Annotated in this window: 10 protein-coding genes; 7 read left to right on the plus strand and 3 right to left on the minus strand. The window is 71.4% G+C overall.

The features are described from left to right. Positions 1-24 precede the first annotated feature (24 nt). Together CFB47_RS08120 and CFB47_RS08125 are read right to left on the minus strand one after the other, a co-directional pair. Complete coding sequence (locus CFB47_RS08120; RefSeq protein WP_089460900.1) at positions 25-954, minus strand: phosphatidate cytidylyltransferase; 930 nt, start codon at positions 952-954, stop codon at positions 25-27. Between the two features lie 37 nt (positions 955-991). Beyond that, positions 992-1624: a lysophospholipid acyltransferase family protein gene (locus CFB47_RS08125; protein WP_071334306.1), complete on the minus strand. Its 633-nt coding sequence runs from the start codon at positions 1622-1624 to the stop codon at positions 992-994. A gap of 457 nt (positions 1625-2081) precedes the next feature. Here CFB47_RS08125 and CFB47_RS08135 point away from each other — a divergent pair, with 457 nt between their 5' ends. The 4 genes from CFB47_RS08135 to CFB47_RS08150 all read left to right on the plus strand — a co-directional run bounded on the left by CFB47_RS08135 (position 2082) and on the right by CFB47_RS08150 (position 6417). After that, complete coding sequence (locus tag CFB47_RS08135) at positions 2082-2687, plus strand: CDP-alcohol phosphatidyltransferase family protein (RefSeq protein WP_089456023.1); 606 nt, start codon at positions 2082-2084, stop codon at positions 2685-2687. 93 nt (positions 2688-2780) lie between these two features. Further along, positions 2781-4550 carry a bifunctional alpha/beta hydrolase/class I SAM-dependent methyltransferase gene (locus CFB47_RS08140; protein ID WP_089460901.1) on the plus strand — a complete coding sequence of 590 codons (1770 nt, stop codon included), beginning with the start codon at positions 2781-2783 and terminating at the stop codon, positions 4548-4550. After that, positions 4547-5965 carry a phosphatase PAP2/dual specificity phosphatase family protein gene (locus tag CFB47_RS08145; protein ID WP_089460902.1) on the plus strand — a complete coding sequence of 473 codons (1419 nt, stop codon included), beginning with the start codon at positions 4547-4549 and terminating at the stop codon, positions 5963-5965. Before CFB47_RS08140 ends, CFB47_RS08145 begins: the two co-directional genes overlap by 4 nt. Then, entirely contained in the window at positions 5965-6417 is a 453-nt protein-coding gene (locus CFB47_RS08150; protein ID WP_089439803.1) for a hypothetical protein, read from the plus strand. Before CFB47_RS08145 ends, CFB47_RS08150 begins: the two co-directional genes overlap by 1 nt. 40 nt (positions 6418-6457) lie before the next feature. On the opposite strand, the gene CFB47_RS08155 is transcribed toward CFB47_RS08150, so the two are convergent. Further along, complete coding sequence (locus CFB47_RS08155) at positions 6458-7480, minus strand: diguanylate cyclase domain-containing protein (RefSeq protein WP_373453135.1); 1023 nt, start codon at positions 7478-7480, stop codon at positions 6458-6460. Positions 7481-7965: 485 nt separating this feature from the next. Here CFB47_RS08155 and bcsB point away from each other — a divergent pair, with 485 nt between their 5' ends. Genes bcsB through CFB47_RS08170 form a run of 3 tightly spaced genes read left to right on the plus strand, consistent with a single transcriptional unit; the run spans position 7966 to position 15368 of the window. After that, entirely contained in the window at positions 7966-10269 is a 2304-nt protein-coding gene (gene bcsB / locus CFB47_RS08160) for a cellulose biosynthesis cyclic di-GMP-binding regulatory protein BcsB (RefSeq protein ID WP_089460904.1), read from the plus strand. 3 nt (positions 10270-10272) lie between these two features. Then, on the plus strand, positions 10273-11502 hold the full coding sequence (gene bcsZ, locus CFB47_RS08165; protein ID WP_089460905.1) for a cellulose synthase complex periplasmic endoglucanase BcsZ: 1230 nt from the start codon (positions 10273-10275) through the stop codon (positions 11500-11502). Then, complete coding sequence (locus CFB47_RS08170) at positions 11487-15368, plus strand: cellulose synthase subunit BcsC-related outer membrane protein (RefSeq protein ID WP_089460906.1); 3882 nt, start codon at positions 11487-11489, stop codon at positions 15366-15368. The genes bcsZ and CFB47_RS08170 overlap by 16 nt, the downstream gene beginning before the upstream one ends. The last annotated feature ends 5 nt before the right edge of the window (positions 15369-15373 follow it).

Genomic DNA, 15373 nt, shown 5'->3' on the forward strand with positions numbered 1-15373 from the left:
GGGCGGCGTGGCGCCGCCCGCGCATCACACGTACAGATACCGCACGAGGTGGAAGAACACCGGCGCGGCGAAGCAGATCGAGTCGACCCGATCGAGCATCCCGCCGTGGCCCGCGATCATCGAGCCCCAGTCCTTGGTGCCGAGCGAGCGCTTGACGGCCGACAGCACGAGCCCGCCGACGAAGCCCGCGATCACGATCGCGAGCGAGATGCCGAATGCCGACCCGAAGCTGAACGGCGTCACGCGATACAGCGACGCACCGCACAGCGTGGCCAGCAGGCCGCCGCCGATGAACCCCTCGATCGTCTTCGACGGCGACAGCTGCGGCGCGATCTTGCGCGTGCCGAACAGCTTGCCGACCACGTACTGCAGCACGTCGCTGATCTGCACGACGAACAGGAAGAAGAACAGCAGCAGCGCGTTCTGCCCCGCGTAGTGCGGAATGTCGAGGATCAGCACGGCCGGCGCATGGCTCAACCCGTACACGCACACCATCAGCGCCCAGTTGATCTTCGCGTTGCGGCTCAGGAAGTCGCGCGTGTCCTGCGTGAGCGCCGACACGAGCGACATCGCGAAGAACAGGTGCACGGGCACGAAGATCGAATACATCCCGTACCAGTTGATCCCGAGCAGCAGGTATTGCACGGGGATCGCGACGAAGAACGCGATGAACAGCGTCGTATGGTCGCTCGGCGTGGTGGGCGTGAGCGTGATGAATTCGCGCAGCGTCAGGTAGGACAGCACCGCGAACACGAGATAGGTGATGTTGTTGCCGAGGCCGATCGCGATGGCCATGATCGCGATCATCGCCCACCACGCACGGATGCGCTGGTTCAGGTTGACGATGGTCGCGTTCGTGCCGCCGCTGCGCGCGCCGAGGATCGCGCCGATCACGGTCGCGACGACGAGCACGCCCGTGACGCCCGCGACCAGTTCCCAGAAAATGGTTCGCATGGTGGATATCCGGAAAAGGGAGAAGAGGGCGCCGCGTTCAGCCGGCCGGCCGCTGCGGCGGCGCGAGCGCGACGACCGCATCGCGCATGCGGGCGAGGAACGTCGGCTTGTCCTCGTCGGCGCCGCGCTGTTCGTTCGCACCGAAGTGCACCTTGCAGATCAGCGGCACCGGCCAGATCGCACCCTTCGGCATGATCCGCTGCAGGTTCTCGAGATAGACGGGCGCGAGCGCGACGTCCGGAAACTCGGTCGCGAGGTGGAACAGCCCGCTCTTGAACGGCTGCGGCAGGATCTCGGCGCCGCGCGTGCCTTCCGGGAAGATGATGATCGAGTGGCCCTGCTTGAGCGCGTCGCGCACCGGGTCCAGCGGGTCGCCGCCGGATTCGCGGTGGCGGTCGATCAGCACGACGTTCAGCAGCTTCTGCGCGATGTGGCGCTTCATGTCGCTGCTGTCCCAGTAGTCGCGCGCGGCGACCGGCCGCACGACCGCGCGCACGTTGCGCGGCAGCGCGGCGAGGATCGCGAGCGTGTCGATGTGGCTCGTGTGGTTCGAGAAGTAGATCTTCTGCGTCGGGGATGGCGGCGCCTGATGCCAGACCGGATACGCGCCGGCGACGAGCCGCACGATGGACAGCAGGAAATCGCGCTGCCAGACGTTGAGGATGTTCATCGGCGCTGCGCCTCCTGCGTGCCTGCATGGCCCGCTGCGCGTGAGCGGCGGGCGGGACCCCGGAATGCCGGCGCGGCAGGATGCGCGCCGGACGGCCCTTGTTTAAATTTTTTCAAATTCGTGGCTGCCTGTCGCAGGTCCGCGATAATCGGACGAGTCGCCGTCACACGCGGTTGCGTCGCGGCGAATGCGCCGGTCGGCGGCGTGATAATCGGCTGTTGCACGAGCGCCCGTTTGCAGTTCGAATGGATCTCGCTGCGATCGGGCCAGCGGATTATCGCGAGTTTCCGTCAAAAACGCCAGATTGGCGCCGCGCGTGCGGGCCGGGCGCGCGCTTGACGCATCGGGGCCGCTCGGCGACGATTAGGGCCGTCCATGGAAGGCCGTCCAAGGCCGTTTCGCCGCCCGGGGCATGGCGGCGGGAAATGTATCCGACTGTGCCGCGCAAATTAAAACGATGAGCCTCTACGCACTCAAACCCAAATTCCAGAACACGCTGCGCCCGTTCGCGAACGCGCTCGCCGAGCGCGGCGTGACGGCCAACCAGGTCACGCTGTTCGCGGCCGGCGGCTCGATCGTCGTCGGCGCGCTCGCCGGCCTCGGCGTGTTTGCCCGCGCGCTGTTCCTGCTGATCCCGCTGTGGCTGTTCGCGCGGATGGCGCTCAACGCGATCGACGGGATGCTCGCGCGCGAGCACGGCCAGAAGAGCACGCTCGGCGCCTACCTGAACGAGCTCGGCGACGTCGTGTCCGATGTCGCGCTGGTGCTGCCGTTTCTCGCGATTCCGGCGTTCGCTCCGGCAGACGTCTGGCTGTTCGCGCTGACGGCGGTGATCGTCGAATGCGCGGGGCTGATCGGTCCGCTGGTCGGCGTGAGCCGCCGCTACGACGGCCCGTTCGGCAAGAGCGACCGTGCGCTCGCGCTCGGCGCGTTCGCGTTGTGGATCGGGCTCGGCTTCCCGGTCGGTGGCGTCGCCGCCTGGCTGTGGCGCCTGCTGATCGTGCTGTCGATCGTGACCGTGGTGCGGCGCGTGCAGGCCGGCATCGCGGAAAAGGGCGGTTGAAAGGGCGGTTGAAACAGTCGTTAACGCAGTTGCGGTACCGGGCGCCGGAGGGCGGCGCACCAAGATTCGAATAACGAAACGAGAGAAAAACGCATGAGCGCACGCATGGCCCGCGAGGCCGACTTCATCACGCACGACGGCGAAACGCTGTTCTATCGTCACTGGCCCGCCACGGGCCCGCGCTGCCGCGGCGCCATCGTGCTGCTGCACCGCGGCCACGAACACTCGGCGCGCGTCGCGCATCTGGTCGACGAGCTCGACCTGCCCGATTTCGCATTTTTCGCGTGGGATGCGCGCGGCCACGGCCGCTCGCCCGGCGCGCGCGGCTACAGCCCGAGCGCGGCCGCGTCGGTGCGCGACCTGCAGACCTTCGTCGAACATATCCGCGACACGCACGGCATCGCGATCGAAGACATGGCGGTGGTCGGCCAGAGCGTCGGCGCGGTGCTCGCGGCCACCTGGGCGCACGATTATGCGCCGCCGATCCGCGCGCTCGTCGTCGCGTCGCCGGCGTTCCACATCAAGCTCTACGTGCCGTTCGCGCGGCCGGGCCTGCGGCTGATGCACAAGCTGCGCGGGCTGTTCTATGTGAACAGCTACGTGAAGCCGAAATTCCTCACGCACGATCCCGAGCGGATCGCGAGCTATGCGTCCGATCCGCTGATCACGCGGCCGATCGCGGTCAACATGCTGCTCGACCTGCACGACACCGCGCAGCGGATCGTCGCCGACGCGGCCGCGATCACCGTGCCGACGCAGCTGCTGATCTCGGGCGCCGACTGGGTCGTGCATCGCGGCCCGCAGGACCGCTTCTTCGAACGCCTCGGCGCCGCGCGCAAGGAGCGCATCGTGCTGCCGGGCTTCTATCACGACACGCTCGGCGAACGCGACCGCGCGCAGGCGCTCGCCCCGCTGCGCGCCTTCGTGCTGCGCGAATTCGATGCGCCGAGCCCGCGCGTGTCGCTCGCCGACGCCGACCGGCGCGGCGCGTTCCACGACGAATACGCGGCGCTCGGCCGGCCGCCCGCGAATGCGTTCGCGCGGGCGTACTGGGCGCTCACGCGCGCCGGCCTGAAGGCCGGCGGCGCGCTGTCGGACGGCATCGCGCTCGGGTTGCGGCTCGGCTTCGATTCGGGCTCGACGCTCGACTACGTGTACCGCAACCGCGCGCAAGGGCGGCTCGGCGTCGGTGCGCTGATCGACCGCACCTATCTCGATTCGCCGGGCTGGGTCGGCATCCGCCAGCGCAAGGTGCATCTGCAGGAGCTGATCGGCGCGGCGATCGGCCGCCTGCGCGGCCACGGCGCACCGGTGCGGATCGTCGACATCGCGGCCGGGCACGGGCGCTACGTGCTCGACGCGATCGCGTCGGCCGCCGAGCGTGACGGCGCGGCGCCCGACGACATCACGCTGCGCGACTACAGCCCGCCGAACGTCGAGGCCGGGCGCGTGCTGATCGCGCAGCGCGGCCTCGAGTCGATCGCACGCTTCGAGCGCGGCGACGCGTTCGACGAGGCGTCGCTCGCGACGCTCGAGCCGCGTCCGACGCTCGCGATCGTGTCGGGCCTCTACGAGCTGTTCGGCGAGAACGCGCTGATCGAGCGCTCGCTGCGCGGGCTCGCGCAGGCCGTGCCGCCGGGCGGCTATCTCGTCTACACGGGGCAGCCGTGGCATCCGCAGCTCGAATTCATCGCACGGGCGCTGAACAATCACCGCGGCGAAGCGACCTGGGTGATGCGCCGCCGCTCGCAGGCCGAGATGGACGAGCTCGTCGCGCGCGCGGGCTTCCGCAAGCTCGACCAGCGGATCGACGACATGGGCATCTTCACGGTCAGCCTCGCGCAGCGGGTCGACGCGTCATGAGCGCGCTCGGCGGCGGCGCGAGCGACCTCGCCGAACCGGCCTCGGCGGCCGATGCCGGCGCCGGCGCGCGCGACGCGTCGCTCGCGCTGCGTTTCGGCTGGCTCGCGGTGATGGGGGCCGTGTTCTTCTCGACCTACGGCTTTGCGAACTGGCTCGCCGCGCGCCGCGCGGCGGTGCCGACCTTCGCGTTCGGCTGGGAACACGCAATCCCGTTCGTGCCGTGGACGATCGTGCCGTACTGGTCGATCGACCTGCTGTATGCGCTGTCGTTCTTTTTCTGGACGCGCCGCGCCGACCTGCTCGATCACGTGAAGCGGCTGTTGACCGTGCAGCTGATCTCGGTCGCGTGCTTCATCGCGTGGCCGCTGCGCTTCGGGTTCGAGCGGCCCGACGCCGGCGGCGTGGCCGGTGCGCTGTTCACGCTGCTGATGGGCTTCGACAAGCCGTTCAACCAGGCGCCGTCGCTGCACATCGGGTTGCTCGTCGTGCTGTGGGCCGTGTATGCGAAGCACCTGCATGGCGCGCTCGCGCGCGGCGTGCTGCACCTGTGGTTCGCGGCGATCGGCGTATCGGTGCTGACCACCTACCAGCATCATGCGATCGACGTGCCGACCGGCGCGGCCGTCGGCTGTCTCGCGCTGTTCCTGTTTCCGTTGCGCGATGCCGCGGGCCGCCTGCCGGGCGCCGATGCGTCGCCGGGCGCGGCCGGCCGTGCGCTCGCGCGCCGCTATGCGCTTGGCGCGGCGGCGCTCGCGCTCGTGGCGCTCGGGTGCGTGCCGCGCGCACCCGGCTGGGCGCTGGCGGCAGGGTGGGTCGCGCTGGCGCTCGCCTGTGTCGCGTGGATCTACCGGCGCGGCGCGCCCGGCGCTTTCCAGAAGGACGCGCTCGGCCGGTTCCCGGTCGTCATGCGCTGGCTGCTCGCGCCGACGATTGCCGGCGCGTTCGTCAATTCGCGGCTATGGACGTTCCGGCAGCCGGCGCCGGTGAGGATCGACGAACGCGTGTCGATCGGCCGCACGCCGACCACGCGCGACGTGCGCCGCCACGGTTTCACCGCGCTGGTCGACCTGACCGCCGAAATGCCGCGCTGGACGTCGGTCGATGCGTCGCTCGCGTATGCGACCGTGCCGCAACTCGACCTCGTCGCGCCGACGGCTGCGCAACTCGCGCAGGCCGTCGCGGCGCTCGAACGCCTGCATGGGGAAGGGCGCGACGTGCTGGTCTGCTGTGCGCTCGGCTACGGGCGCAGCGTACTGTGCGCGGCCGCGTGGCTGGCGGCGCGACGCGGGCTCGGCGATGCGCGCGACGCGCTGGCCGCCGTGCGTGCGATGCGGCCGCATGCGGTGTGGTCGGACGACGGCGTGGCCGTGCTGCAGCAGTGGATCGATTGCCGTCGCCGCGCGGGAGGCGCGTGATGCGCGACCCGTCCGCGCCCTTCAGGATTGCCGCCGCGCGCGGCGCGCTCGATGCGGGTGCGTGGGCGATCGCGGCCGCGCTGGCCGCGGCCGGCGCCGGCTGGTGGATCGCGGCGGGCTGGGCGCCGGCGACGATCGCCCGCGTGCTGCTGGCGGTGGTCAGCACCGGGTCGGGGATCGCGGCGCTGTGGTACGCGGTGCGGATCGAGATCGACCGCCGGTTGTTCGCCGCGCTCGCGCGTGCGGCGGCGGGCGACGGATCGGTCGACGACGGCCTCGCGGCGCTCGACCGCGCGCTCGCCGATCTCGGCTGGATCGATGCGTCGAAGGCCGGACGCGCACTCGACGCCCGCGTGCGCGGCGCGGTCGGGCTGTGCCGGGCCGGTGTGCTCGTCGCGATCGTCCAGTGGGTCGTGGTCGGGCTCGCGATCGCCGTGCCGCAGATCGGCTAGCGCCCGTACAAGGCCGCCGCCGCCGGCTCGTCGCGCCGCGTTACGCGTGAGCGACCCGCTGCGACCGCGTGCGTTTCACTTCATACATCGCCTGGTCCGCATGCTCGATCAGCGCGTTCATGTCGGTGCCGTCGTCGGGCAGCAGCGCGATCCCGACGCTGACGCCGAGCCGCATCGGGCGCCCCTCGAATTCGAACGGTTCGCTCACCTGACGCGCGAGCCGCGTGCTTTGCGCATGCGCATCGTCGCGGTTGCCGATGTTCGGCAGGATCACCGCGAATTCGTCGCCGCCGATGCGCGCGACCGTGTCCGAGCGCCGCACCGCCCCCTGCATCCGCGTGGCGATCTCGCGCAGCGCCGCGTCGCCCGCGCGATGGCCGAACCCGTCGTTGATCGGTTTCAGCCCGTCCATGTCGATGTTGAGGATGCCGAGCCGGCCGTTCGCGCGCAGCGTCGTGTGCATCGACTGCCGCAGCCGGTCGTAGAACAGCGCGCGGTTGGGCAGGCCGGTGAGCGCGTCGTGCGTCGCGCGCAGGTACAGTTCGTTCGCCTCGTTGCGCGCCGCGTGGAACATCGCGGCGGCGATCAGGTCGGCCGTCAGCCGCAGCGTGCCCGCGTCGGCTGGCGAAAAGCCGTCGACTTCCGGCGACATCACTTTCAGCACGCCGACGGTCGTGTCGGCATGGGTGAGCGGCATCACGAGCATCGAGCGCAGGCCGACCCGCCGGCAGGCGTCACGATCCACGCGCGGGTCGGTTTCCGAATCGATGCAGTGCAGCAACGCGCCTTGCTGCACGCACAGGCCCGACAGGCTGCCCGAGCGCCGCAGCCGCAGGCCGAGCATCCCGGCTGCCGTGCCGGACGCCGCGCGGTACACCATGTCGTCGCCCTCGGCGAATTCGACCGCGGCGGCGCTCGCGCCGGTGAGCCGTGGCACCTGTTCGGCCACATAGGCCATCACGCTGCCGAGATCGAGGCCGAGCTTCGCGATCTCGGTCTGCACGGCAATGATGCGCAGCAGCGTATCGGGGGACGGAGTGGCAGTGTCGACGATTTGATTCAAGTCAGTTTTCCGTGAAAGAAAGCACGTCCGGCGGCGTCGGAATGCGGTAGCATACGCGCCGCCTCGCGGCCGCGCGTTCAGGCCGGGCGGTCTGCAACGGACCGCCGCCGGCCAGCCGATCCGCGCCGGCAGTATGCCGTTTGACCTGCCGGGCGACAACGGCGCAATTCTTACCATTCATCCCTCTCGCGCAGCATTTCCGACCGGATTGAGGTTTTTTCGCTTCAACTTCGCGAATCGGGGTAAGTTTTGCCCTATTTTTGAGATAGTGTGACGAATGGGCGTGTGCCGGTGCCAGGCGCGCGTCGCACGATGCCGCGCGATTAAAGAAAGCGCCGCATCGTTTCGATAAATGAATCAGGCCAGTTAGATATATGAGGGGAAGCAGTGGGGATGTTCACTCACGGGCATAACTGCTTTGCGTGCATCGATTTCGATTGCGATGCGACGGACGACCGGATGATCCTGACGAAACGGAGTGCCGCATGAAGCCGGCCGTGTCGCTGCTCGTCCTCTCGGCCGCGATGGCCGGCGCGTTTCATGCCGCCGCGCTGTCGGCCGCGCCGCTGCCGGCCGTGCCGGTCGCCGCCGCGTCCGGCGCTGCGCCGGTGCTCGCGGCCGCGCCCGCGGCGGCCAGCGCGAGCCCAGCCGGGCTGCCGGTGACGACGGTGCGCCTGCCGTTCGCGTCGCTCGGCGCGTTCGATCCGCTGCGCCTGCGCGGCGCCGACGACGCCCGCACGATCAATGCGGGCGTGCGGCTCGACCGCGTGGTCACCGGCGCGCGGCTGCGCCTGACCTACGCGTATTCGCCGTCGCTGGTGTTCCCGATGTCGCACCTGAAGGTGTCGGTGAACGGCGAGGTGATCGCGACCGTTCCGTTCGACGCCGCACAGGCGGGTCGCACGGTCACGCAAGAGATCCCGATCGATCCGCGTTACTTCTCGGATTTCAACCAGATCGGCCTGCGCCTGATCGCGCACTACACGCTCGACCATTGCGAGGATCCGGCCAACTCGGCGCTGTGGGCCGACGTGAGCCCGAAGAGCGAGCTGATCCTCGACGAATCGCCGGTCCGCCTGCCGAACGATCTCGCGCTGCTGCCCGCGCCATTCTTCGACCGGCGCGACAACGGCCGCGTGCGGCTGCCGTTCGTGCTGCCGGCGTCGCCCGATTCGGCGACGCTGCGCAGCGCGGGCGTGCTCGCGTCGTGGTTCGGCGCGCTGGCCGATTACCGGCATGCGCGCTTCCCGGTGTCGACCGGGCTGCCGGCCGACGACCAGGCGGTCGTGATCGGCACGGCCGCGATGCTGCCGGCCGGTCTCGCGCTGCCGTCGATCAACGGCCCGCTGCTCGCGGTGGCCGACAACCCGGCCGCGCCGGGGCGCAAGCTGCTCGTCGTCACGGGCCGCACGGCGGCCGAGGTCGACGATGCGGTCGCGACGCTCGTGCTGGGCCGCGCGGCGCTGTCGGGGCCGTCGGCGACGGTCGCGCACGTCGATCTCGGCGCGCCGCGCAAACCGTACGACGCGCCGCGCTGGCTGCCGGTGAACCGGCCGATCCCGTTCCGCGAACTCGTCGCCGATACGCGCGAGCTGGAAGTGCGCGGCACCACGCCCGACGCCATTCGCCTGAACCTGCGCGTGCCGTCCGACCTGCATTCGTGGAACGGCGCGGGCGTGCCGATCACGCTGCGCTACCGCTACACGGCGCCGACGGTGCAGGACAACTCGACGCTCGCCGTCGAGATCAACGACCAGCTCGTGAAGTCGTACCGGCTCGGGCCGGCCCATGCCGAGGACGCGCACGGCCGCATGCAGCTGCCGTTGCTGTCGGTGCCGGAAGGGCGCGTGACGAGCGACGTCGACATCCCGGCGTTCCGGGTCGGGAGCGGCAACCAGTTGCAGTTCCGCTTCACGCTCGATTCGCAGAAGACGGGCCTGTGCTCGAGCACGGCGACCGAGCCGCAGCGTGCGGCGATCGATCCCGATTCGACGATCGACTTCTCGCACTTCGTCCATTACGCGCAGTTGCCGAACCTCGCGTTCTTCGCGAACAGCGGCTTCCCGTTCACGCGCTTCGCCGACCTGGCGCAGACGGCCGTCGTGATGCCCGACCGGCCGTCGCCGCAGGAGCTCGAGGCCTACCTGACGATGCTCGGCCACATGGGCGAATGGACCGGCTTCCCGGCACTGCGCGTGCAGGTCGCGCGGCCCGGCGACGTCGCCGCGCTGTCGGGCAGCAAGGATCTGCTCGTGATCGACGGCTCGCCCACGTCGCCGCTGCTCGCGCACTGGCGCTCGGCGCTGCCGCTCGTGATCGGCGAGCAGGGCAGCGCGGGCGGCGCAGGCGCCGCGCGCGTCGCCTTCTCGGTGAAGGAGCGCTGGCGCAACGGCGTCGGCCTGACCGAAGGCGGCGCGCATATCGAGCAGACGGGCTCGCTCGCGGCGCTCGCCGGGTTCGAACTGCCGGGCAGCCGCGGGCGCAGCGTCGTCGCGCTGACGGCGACCGACCAGCCGCGCCTCGGCGATCTGCTCGACGTGTTCGAGAACGGCGGGCTCGTGTCGCAGCTGCAGGGCGACCTGGCGCTGGTGCGGCCGGGGCAGGTCGACAGCCTGCGCGTCGGCGAGCCTTACGTAGTCGGGTTCGTGCCGTGGTATGCGCGGGTGTGGACGCAGGCGGCGCGGCATCCCGTCGTGCTGGGCGCGGTCGGCGTCGTGGCGGGGCTGCTGCTCGCGCTCGGCGTGTTCAGCGTGCTGCAGAGAATCGCCGCGCGTCGACGGGGGATGTAACGGATGGCGCGGGCAATGGCGAAGCGACGGGCAACGCGGCCGGCGCGGCGCGTCGGCGCGGCACTCGCGCTGGCGGTGGCGATGACGTGCGCGGCGGCCGGGATGGCCACGCGTGCGCAGGCCGCGGGAGCCGCTGCGGCTGACGCGGCCGACGCGGGCTGCAACACGGCGTGGCCGCGCTGGGACGCGTTCAAGCGCGATTTCATCTCGGCCGACGGCCGCGTGATCGACGTCGGCTCGGCCGATTCACGCACGGTATCGGAGGGGCAGGCGTATGGACTGTTCTTCGCGCTGGTCGCGAACGACCGGCGCATGTTCGACACGATCCTCGCATGGACCGAGAACAATCTCGCGCAGGGCGACCTGAGCGCGCACCTGCCCGCGTGGCTGTGGGGCCGCGCGCCCGACGGCGCGTGGCGCGTGCTCGACGCGAACGCGGCGTCGGACGCCGACCTGTGGATCGCGTATGCGCTCGTCGAGGCCGGACGGATGTGGCACGAACGCAGCTACACGGCGCGCGGCGCGCTGCTCGCGAAGCGCGTGCTCGACGTCGAGACGGCGACCGTGCCGGGCCTCGGCCTCACGCTGCTGCCCGGGCCGACGGGGTTCAAGCTCGCCGACGGCCAGTGGCGCGTGAACCCGAGCTACTCGCCGCCGCAGGTGATCCGTGCGCTCGGCGCGCGCCTGCCCGACGACAAGCGCTGGGCCGCGCTCGCCGCCAGCACCGGCCGCGTGCTGCTCGACACCGCCCCGAAAGGCTTCTCGCCCGACTGGGCGCTGTATCGCGCGGGTACGGGTTTCGGGCCCGATCGCGACACGCAGGCGGAGAGCGCGTACAACGCGATCCGCGTGTATCTGTGGGCCGGCATGCTCGACCGCGCCGATCCGCTCGCCGCGCCGATGCTCGCGCGTTTTGCGCCGTTCGCCGACCATATCGCCGCGCACGGCGCGCCGCCGGAGAAGGTCGACACGACGACCGGCGTCGCCGGGCCGAACGACGGCAACGGCGGCTTCTCGGCGGCGGCCGTGCCGTTCCTCGACGCACGCGGCCAGCGCGCGCTGGCCGATGCCCAGGCGGCGCGTGTCGATACGCTCGCGCGCCAGTCGCCGCCCGGTTACTACACGAGCGTGCTGACGCTGTTCGGGCTCGGCTGGCGCGACGGGCGCTACCGGTTCGGTGCGGACGGCACGCTCGACGCCCGCTGGGGAGGCCGCGCGTGCGCCGCCCGCTGAAGCGCGCCGCGCCGCACGTCGCGGGATTCGCGTGGCTCGCGTCGTCGGTGTGCGCGGCGGCGCCGGGCACCGCCGCGCACGCGCCGCCGGCGAACCCCGCGACGCCGGCGACTGCCGCGTCCGCCGATGCGCAGCGTCTGCTCGACACCGCGCGGATGTGGGGCGTCAAGCATCGCGACGACCTCGCGCGCGACGCGCTGCGCAAGGGGCTGCTGATCGCACCGGGCGATCCCGAGCTGCTGGCCGAACAGGCGCGCGTGCTGTTGCGGCTCGGCGATGCGAAAGGCGCGCAGGCGTCGCTCGCGCGCCTGCAGGCGCAGTCGCCGAATGCGCCCGCCACGCGGCGGGTGGCTGACGAATACCGCGTCGCGACGAGCGGGCGCGGCGAGATGGCGCAGATCCGCCTGCTCGCGCGCAGCGGCCGCGCGGACGAAGCCGCCCGGCGGATCGTCGCGCTGTTTCCGAACGGCGCGCCGTCGGGTGCGCTCGGCGCCGAGTATTACCAGATCGTGTCGAATGCGCCGGGCGGACGCGAGCCGGCGATCGCCGCGCTGCGCCGCGCGGTCGCGGCCGATCCGCAGGACACGAGCGCGACGATGGCGCTCGCGCGGCTCCTGAACCAGCGCGCCGAGACGCGGCCGGAGGCGAATCGGATCGCCTGGGCGCTCGCGAAGCGCGCCGACGCCGACCATACGGAGGCGATGGCGCTGTGGCGACGCGTGCTGCAGTCGGCCGGCAGCGATCCCGCGTATCTCGACGCGCTGCATGCGTACCTCGCGCTCGTGCCGGACGATACCGAATTCGTCGACCGCGTCGCGGAACTGGATCGCCAGCGCGACGCGCAGCGCCAGCTCGAACGCAATCCCGACTACATCGCGCAGCAGCGCGGGCTGCAGGCGCTCGCGCGCGGCGACCTGGCCGGCGCCGATCCGCTGCTCGCGCGCGCCGCGCGGACGCGGGCGGACGACGCCGACGCGATCGGCGGGCTCGGCCTGCTGCGCCTGCGCGAAGGGCGGCACGACGAAGCGCGCACGTTGTTCGCGCGCGCCGCGACGCTGTCGACCGACCAGCGCGGCAAATGGCAGGGCCTCGCGCGCACCGCCCAGTTCTGGGGGCTGCTCGCGCAGGGCCGCGCGGCGGCCGCGGCAGGCCGTCCGCAGGACGAGGAGCGCACCGCACGCGCGGCACTCGCGATGCAGCCGGACAGCCCGGATGCGAAGCTGCAGCTTGCCGACGCGTTGCTCGCGCAGCGCGACTGGGCGCACGCGGAGCCGTTGCTGCGCGAGTTGCTGGCCGCACGTTCGCCGGACCTCGCGGCCGTGCGCGGCACGGCCACGCTGTACGAGAACACCGGCCGCGCGGACCAGATCGGCCCGCTGCTCGATGCGCTGCAAGGCCGCGTGACGGGTCGTGACGATCGGCGCGCGCTCGACGGCCTGCGTGCCGACCTGCTCGCGAACCAGGCGCGCGCGCTGGCGGACAAGGGCGAACGCGGGCCCGCCGCGCAGCGTTACGAGGCGGCCGTGCGCGCGGCGCCCGACGCGCCGTGGACGCGCTTCGCGCTCGCACGCCTCTATCGCGACATGGGGCTGCCGCAGCTCGGCCGCACGGTGATGGACGACGGGCTGGCGCAGAGCGCGACGCCCGAGATGCGCTACGCGAGCGCGCTGTACCGCAATTCGCTCGACGACGTCGCGGGCGCGCAGGCCGCGCTCGAGCCGGTCGACGAGGCGCATCGTTCGGACGGGATGCGCGCGCTGGCGCGCAAGCTCGATGCGCAACGCGCGCTGGCCGATGCACGCGGTGCGCTCGCGCGCGGCGACCGCACGGCGTTTGCCGCGTCGCTCGCGCAGGCGCAGGCGAGTGCGCCGGACGACCCCGACATGCTCGCCGCGATCGGCGCGCAATGGATCGACGCGGGCGAACCCGACCGCGGGCTCGCCCCGTTGCACGACTGGATCGCCGCGCACCCGCGCGAAGCCGACGCGGACGTGCGGCTGCGCTACGGCGACCTGCTCGGCAGTGCGGGGCGCGACGACGCGCTCGCCGCATGGCTCGACACGCTGCGCCGCGAACCGTCGCTGACGCCCGCACAGACGGCGCGGATCGAAGACCAGTCGCTCCGGCTCGTGCTGCGGCAGACGGACGACGCGATCGCGCAGCAGGATTACGCGCAGGCGCGCACGCTGCTCGATCGTGCGAGCCCGGCCGGCCGCGCGGACAAGCGTTATGCGCTCGAACTGGCCGATCTCGAACGGGCGCAAGGCCATTACGATGCGGCGCGCGCCGCGCTTGCGCCGGTCGTCGCGCGCACGCCGGACGATGCGGAGACGCAGCTCGCGCTGGCCCGCATCGACGAGGACAGCGGCAATCGGGCCGCGGCGCTTGCCCGCGTGCAGGCGGTGCTGGCCCGCACGCCGGACGACGACGTCGACACGCAACTGTCGGCCGTGCGTCGCCTGAATGCGTTGCGCCGTCCGGACGAAGCCGGGCAGGTGACCGACCGGCTGCATGCCGCATATCCGGCGCGCGCCGACGTGACGGTCGCGGCCGGCCGCGTGGCCGCGGCGCAGGGGCGCTATGACGATGCGGCGTCGCTGTACCGGATGTCGCAGTCGCAGGAGCGCACGACGGGCGTGAGCCCGGGCCGTGACGGATTGACGCCCGCGCAGGCCGCGTTCGCGGATCTCCAGCAGCGGCGCAATCCCGAGATCGAAACCGGCTGGACGCCCGCCTACAAGTCGGGCGACGAAGGCGTCTCGTCGTATCGCGCGCAGCAGGTGCCGATCTACATGCAGATGCCGATCCGCTACGACGGGCACGTGTTCGCGCAGATCGACACCGTGCATCTCGACCCGGGCACGCTCGACACGAGCAACCCGAACGCGTATTCGCTCAGCACGTTCGGCAGCTACGCGGCGCTCAAGGCGCAGAACGCGCTGAGCCCCGCATCGATCGCGAATCCGCCGGGCTCGCTGCACCAGACCGCCACGGGCGTCGCGCTCGGCGCCGGCTACCTGACGGACGCATGGCGCTTCGATCTCGGCACGTCGCCGCTCGGTTTCCCCGTGCATTACCTGGTCGGCGGCGTGCGCTATCGCTTCGATGCCGGCCCGGCCAGTTTCTCGGTGAATGCGTCGCGGCGCCCGGAAACGAGCAGCGTGCTGTCGTATTCGGGGATGCGCGACCCCTGGACGGGCGCGGTCTGGGGCGGCGTGCGCCGGGATGGCGTGACCCTGCGCGCGTCGGTCGACGTCGGCCGCACGAACCTGTTCGCGGAACTCGGCGCGGGCGTGCTGTCCGGCCGCAACGTCGAACGCAACGCGGAGGTCACGCTGCGCACCGGCTTCACGGTGCCCGTGTACGAGCGCGCGACGATGAAGGTCAGCACCGGGCTCGTCGGCAATGCATGGCACTACGCGGAGAACCTGCGCTACTACACGTACGGGCAGGGCGGCTACTACAGCCCGCAACGCTACCTGTCGCTCGGCGTGCCGATCGAATGGGCGGGGCGGCACGATGCGCTGTCGTGGGACCTGACCGTCACCGGCGGGATCTCGAACAGCTACGAGAAGGATTCGCTGTATTACCCGATGTCGGCGGACCAGCGGGCCGCGCAGGTGGCGGCCGGGTTCGTGTACACGGGCAGTTCGACGCGCGGCGTGTCGTTCTCGTACGGGATCAACGGGATCGTCGAGTACCGCGTGAACCCGCACCTGAGCGTGGGCGCGCAGTTGAAGGTCGACCGGTCGCACGACTACGCGCCGAGTTCGGCGCTCGTGTACCTGCGCTATGCGTTCGACGCGCGCGCACAACGCAGCTGGCTCGTCACGCCGACGCCGGTGCGGCTTTATTCGGATTACTAGGGGAA

Source organism: Burkholderia sp. AU27893, assembly GCF_002223205.1.
Classification (GTDB): Bacteria; Pseudomonadota; Gammaproteobacteria; order Burkholderiales; family Burkholderiaceae; genus Burkholderia.

Excerpts from the sequence above, each read along its gene's own strand:
- CFB47_RS08120 (WP_089460900.1), bottom strand. The coding sequence starts at position 954 with ATGCGAACCATTTTCTGGGAACTGGTCGCGGGCGTCACGGGCGTGCTC.
- CFB47_RS08125 (WP_071334306.1), bottom strand. The coding sequence starts at position 1,624 with ATGAACATCCTCAACGTCTGGCAGCGCGATTTCCTGCTGTCCATCGTG.
- CFB47_RS08135 (WP_089456023.1), top strand. The coding sequence starts at position 2,082 with ATGAGCCTCTACGCACTCAAACCCAAATTCCAGAACACGCTGCGCCCG.
- CFB47_RS08140 (WP_089460901.1), top strand. The coding sequence starts at position 2,781 with ATGAGCGCACGCATGGCCCGCGAGGCCGACTTCATCACGCACGACGGC.
- CFB47_RS08145 (WP_089460902.1), top strand. The coding sequence starts at position 4,547 with ATGAGCGCGCTCGGCGGCGGCGCGAGCGACCTCGCCGAACCGGCCTCG.
- CFB47_RS08150 (WP_089439803.1), top strand. The coding sequence starts at position 5,965 with ATGCGCGACCCGTCCGCGCCCTTCAGGATTGCCGCCGCGCGCGGCGCG.
- bcsB (WP_089460904.1), top strand. The coding sequence starts at position 7,966 with ATGAAGCCGGCCGTGTCGCTGCTCGTCCTCTCGGCCGCGATGGCCGGC.
- bcsZ (WP_089460905.1), top strand. The coding sequence starts at position 10,273 with ATGGCGCGGGCAATGGCGAAGCGACGGGCAACGCGGCCGGCGCGGCGC.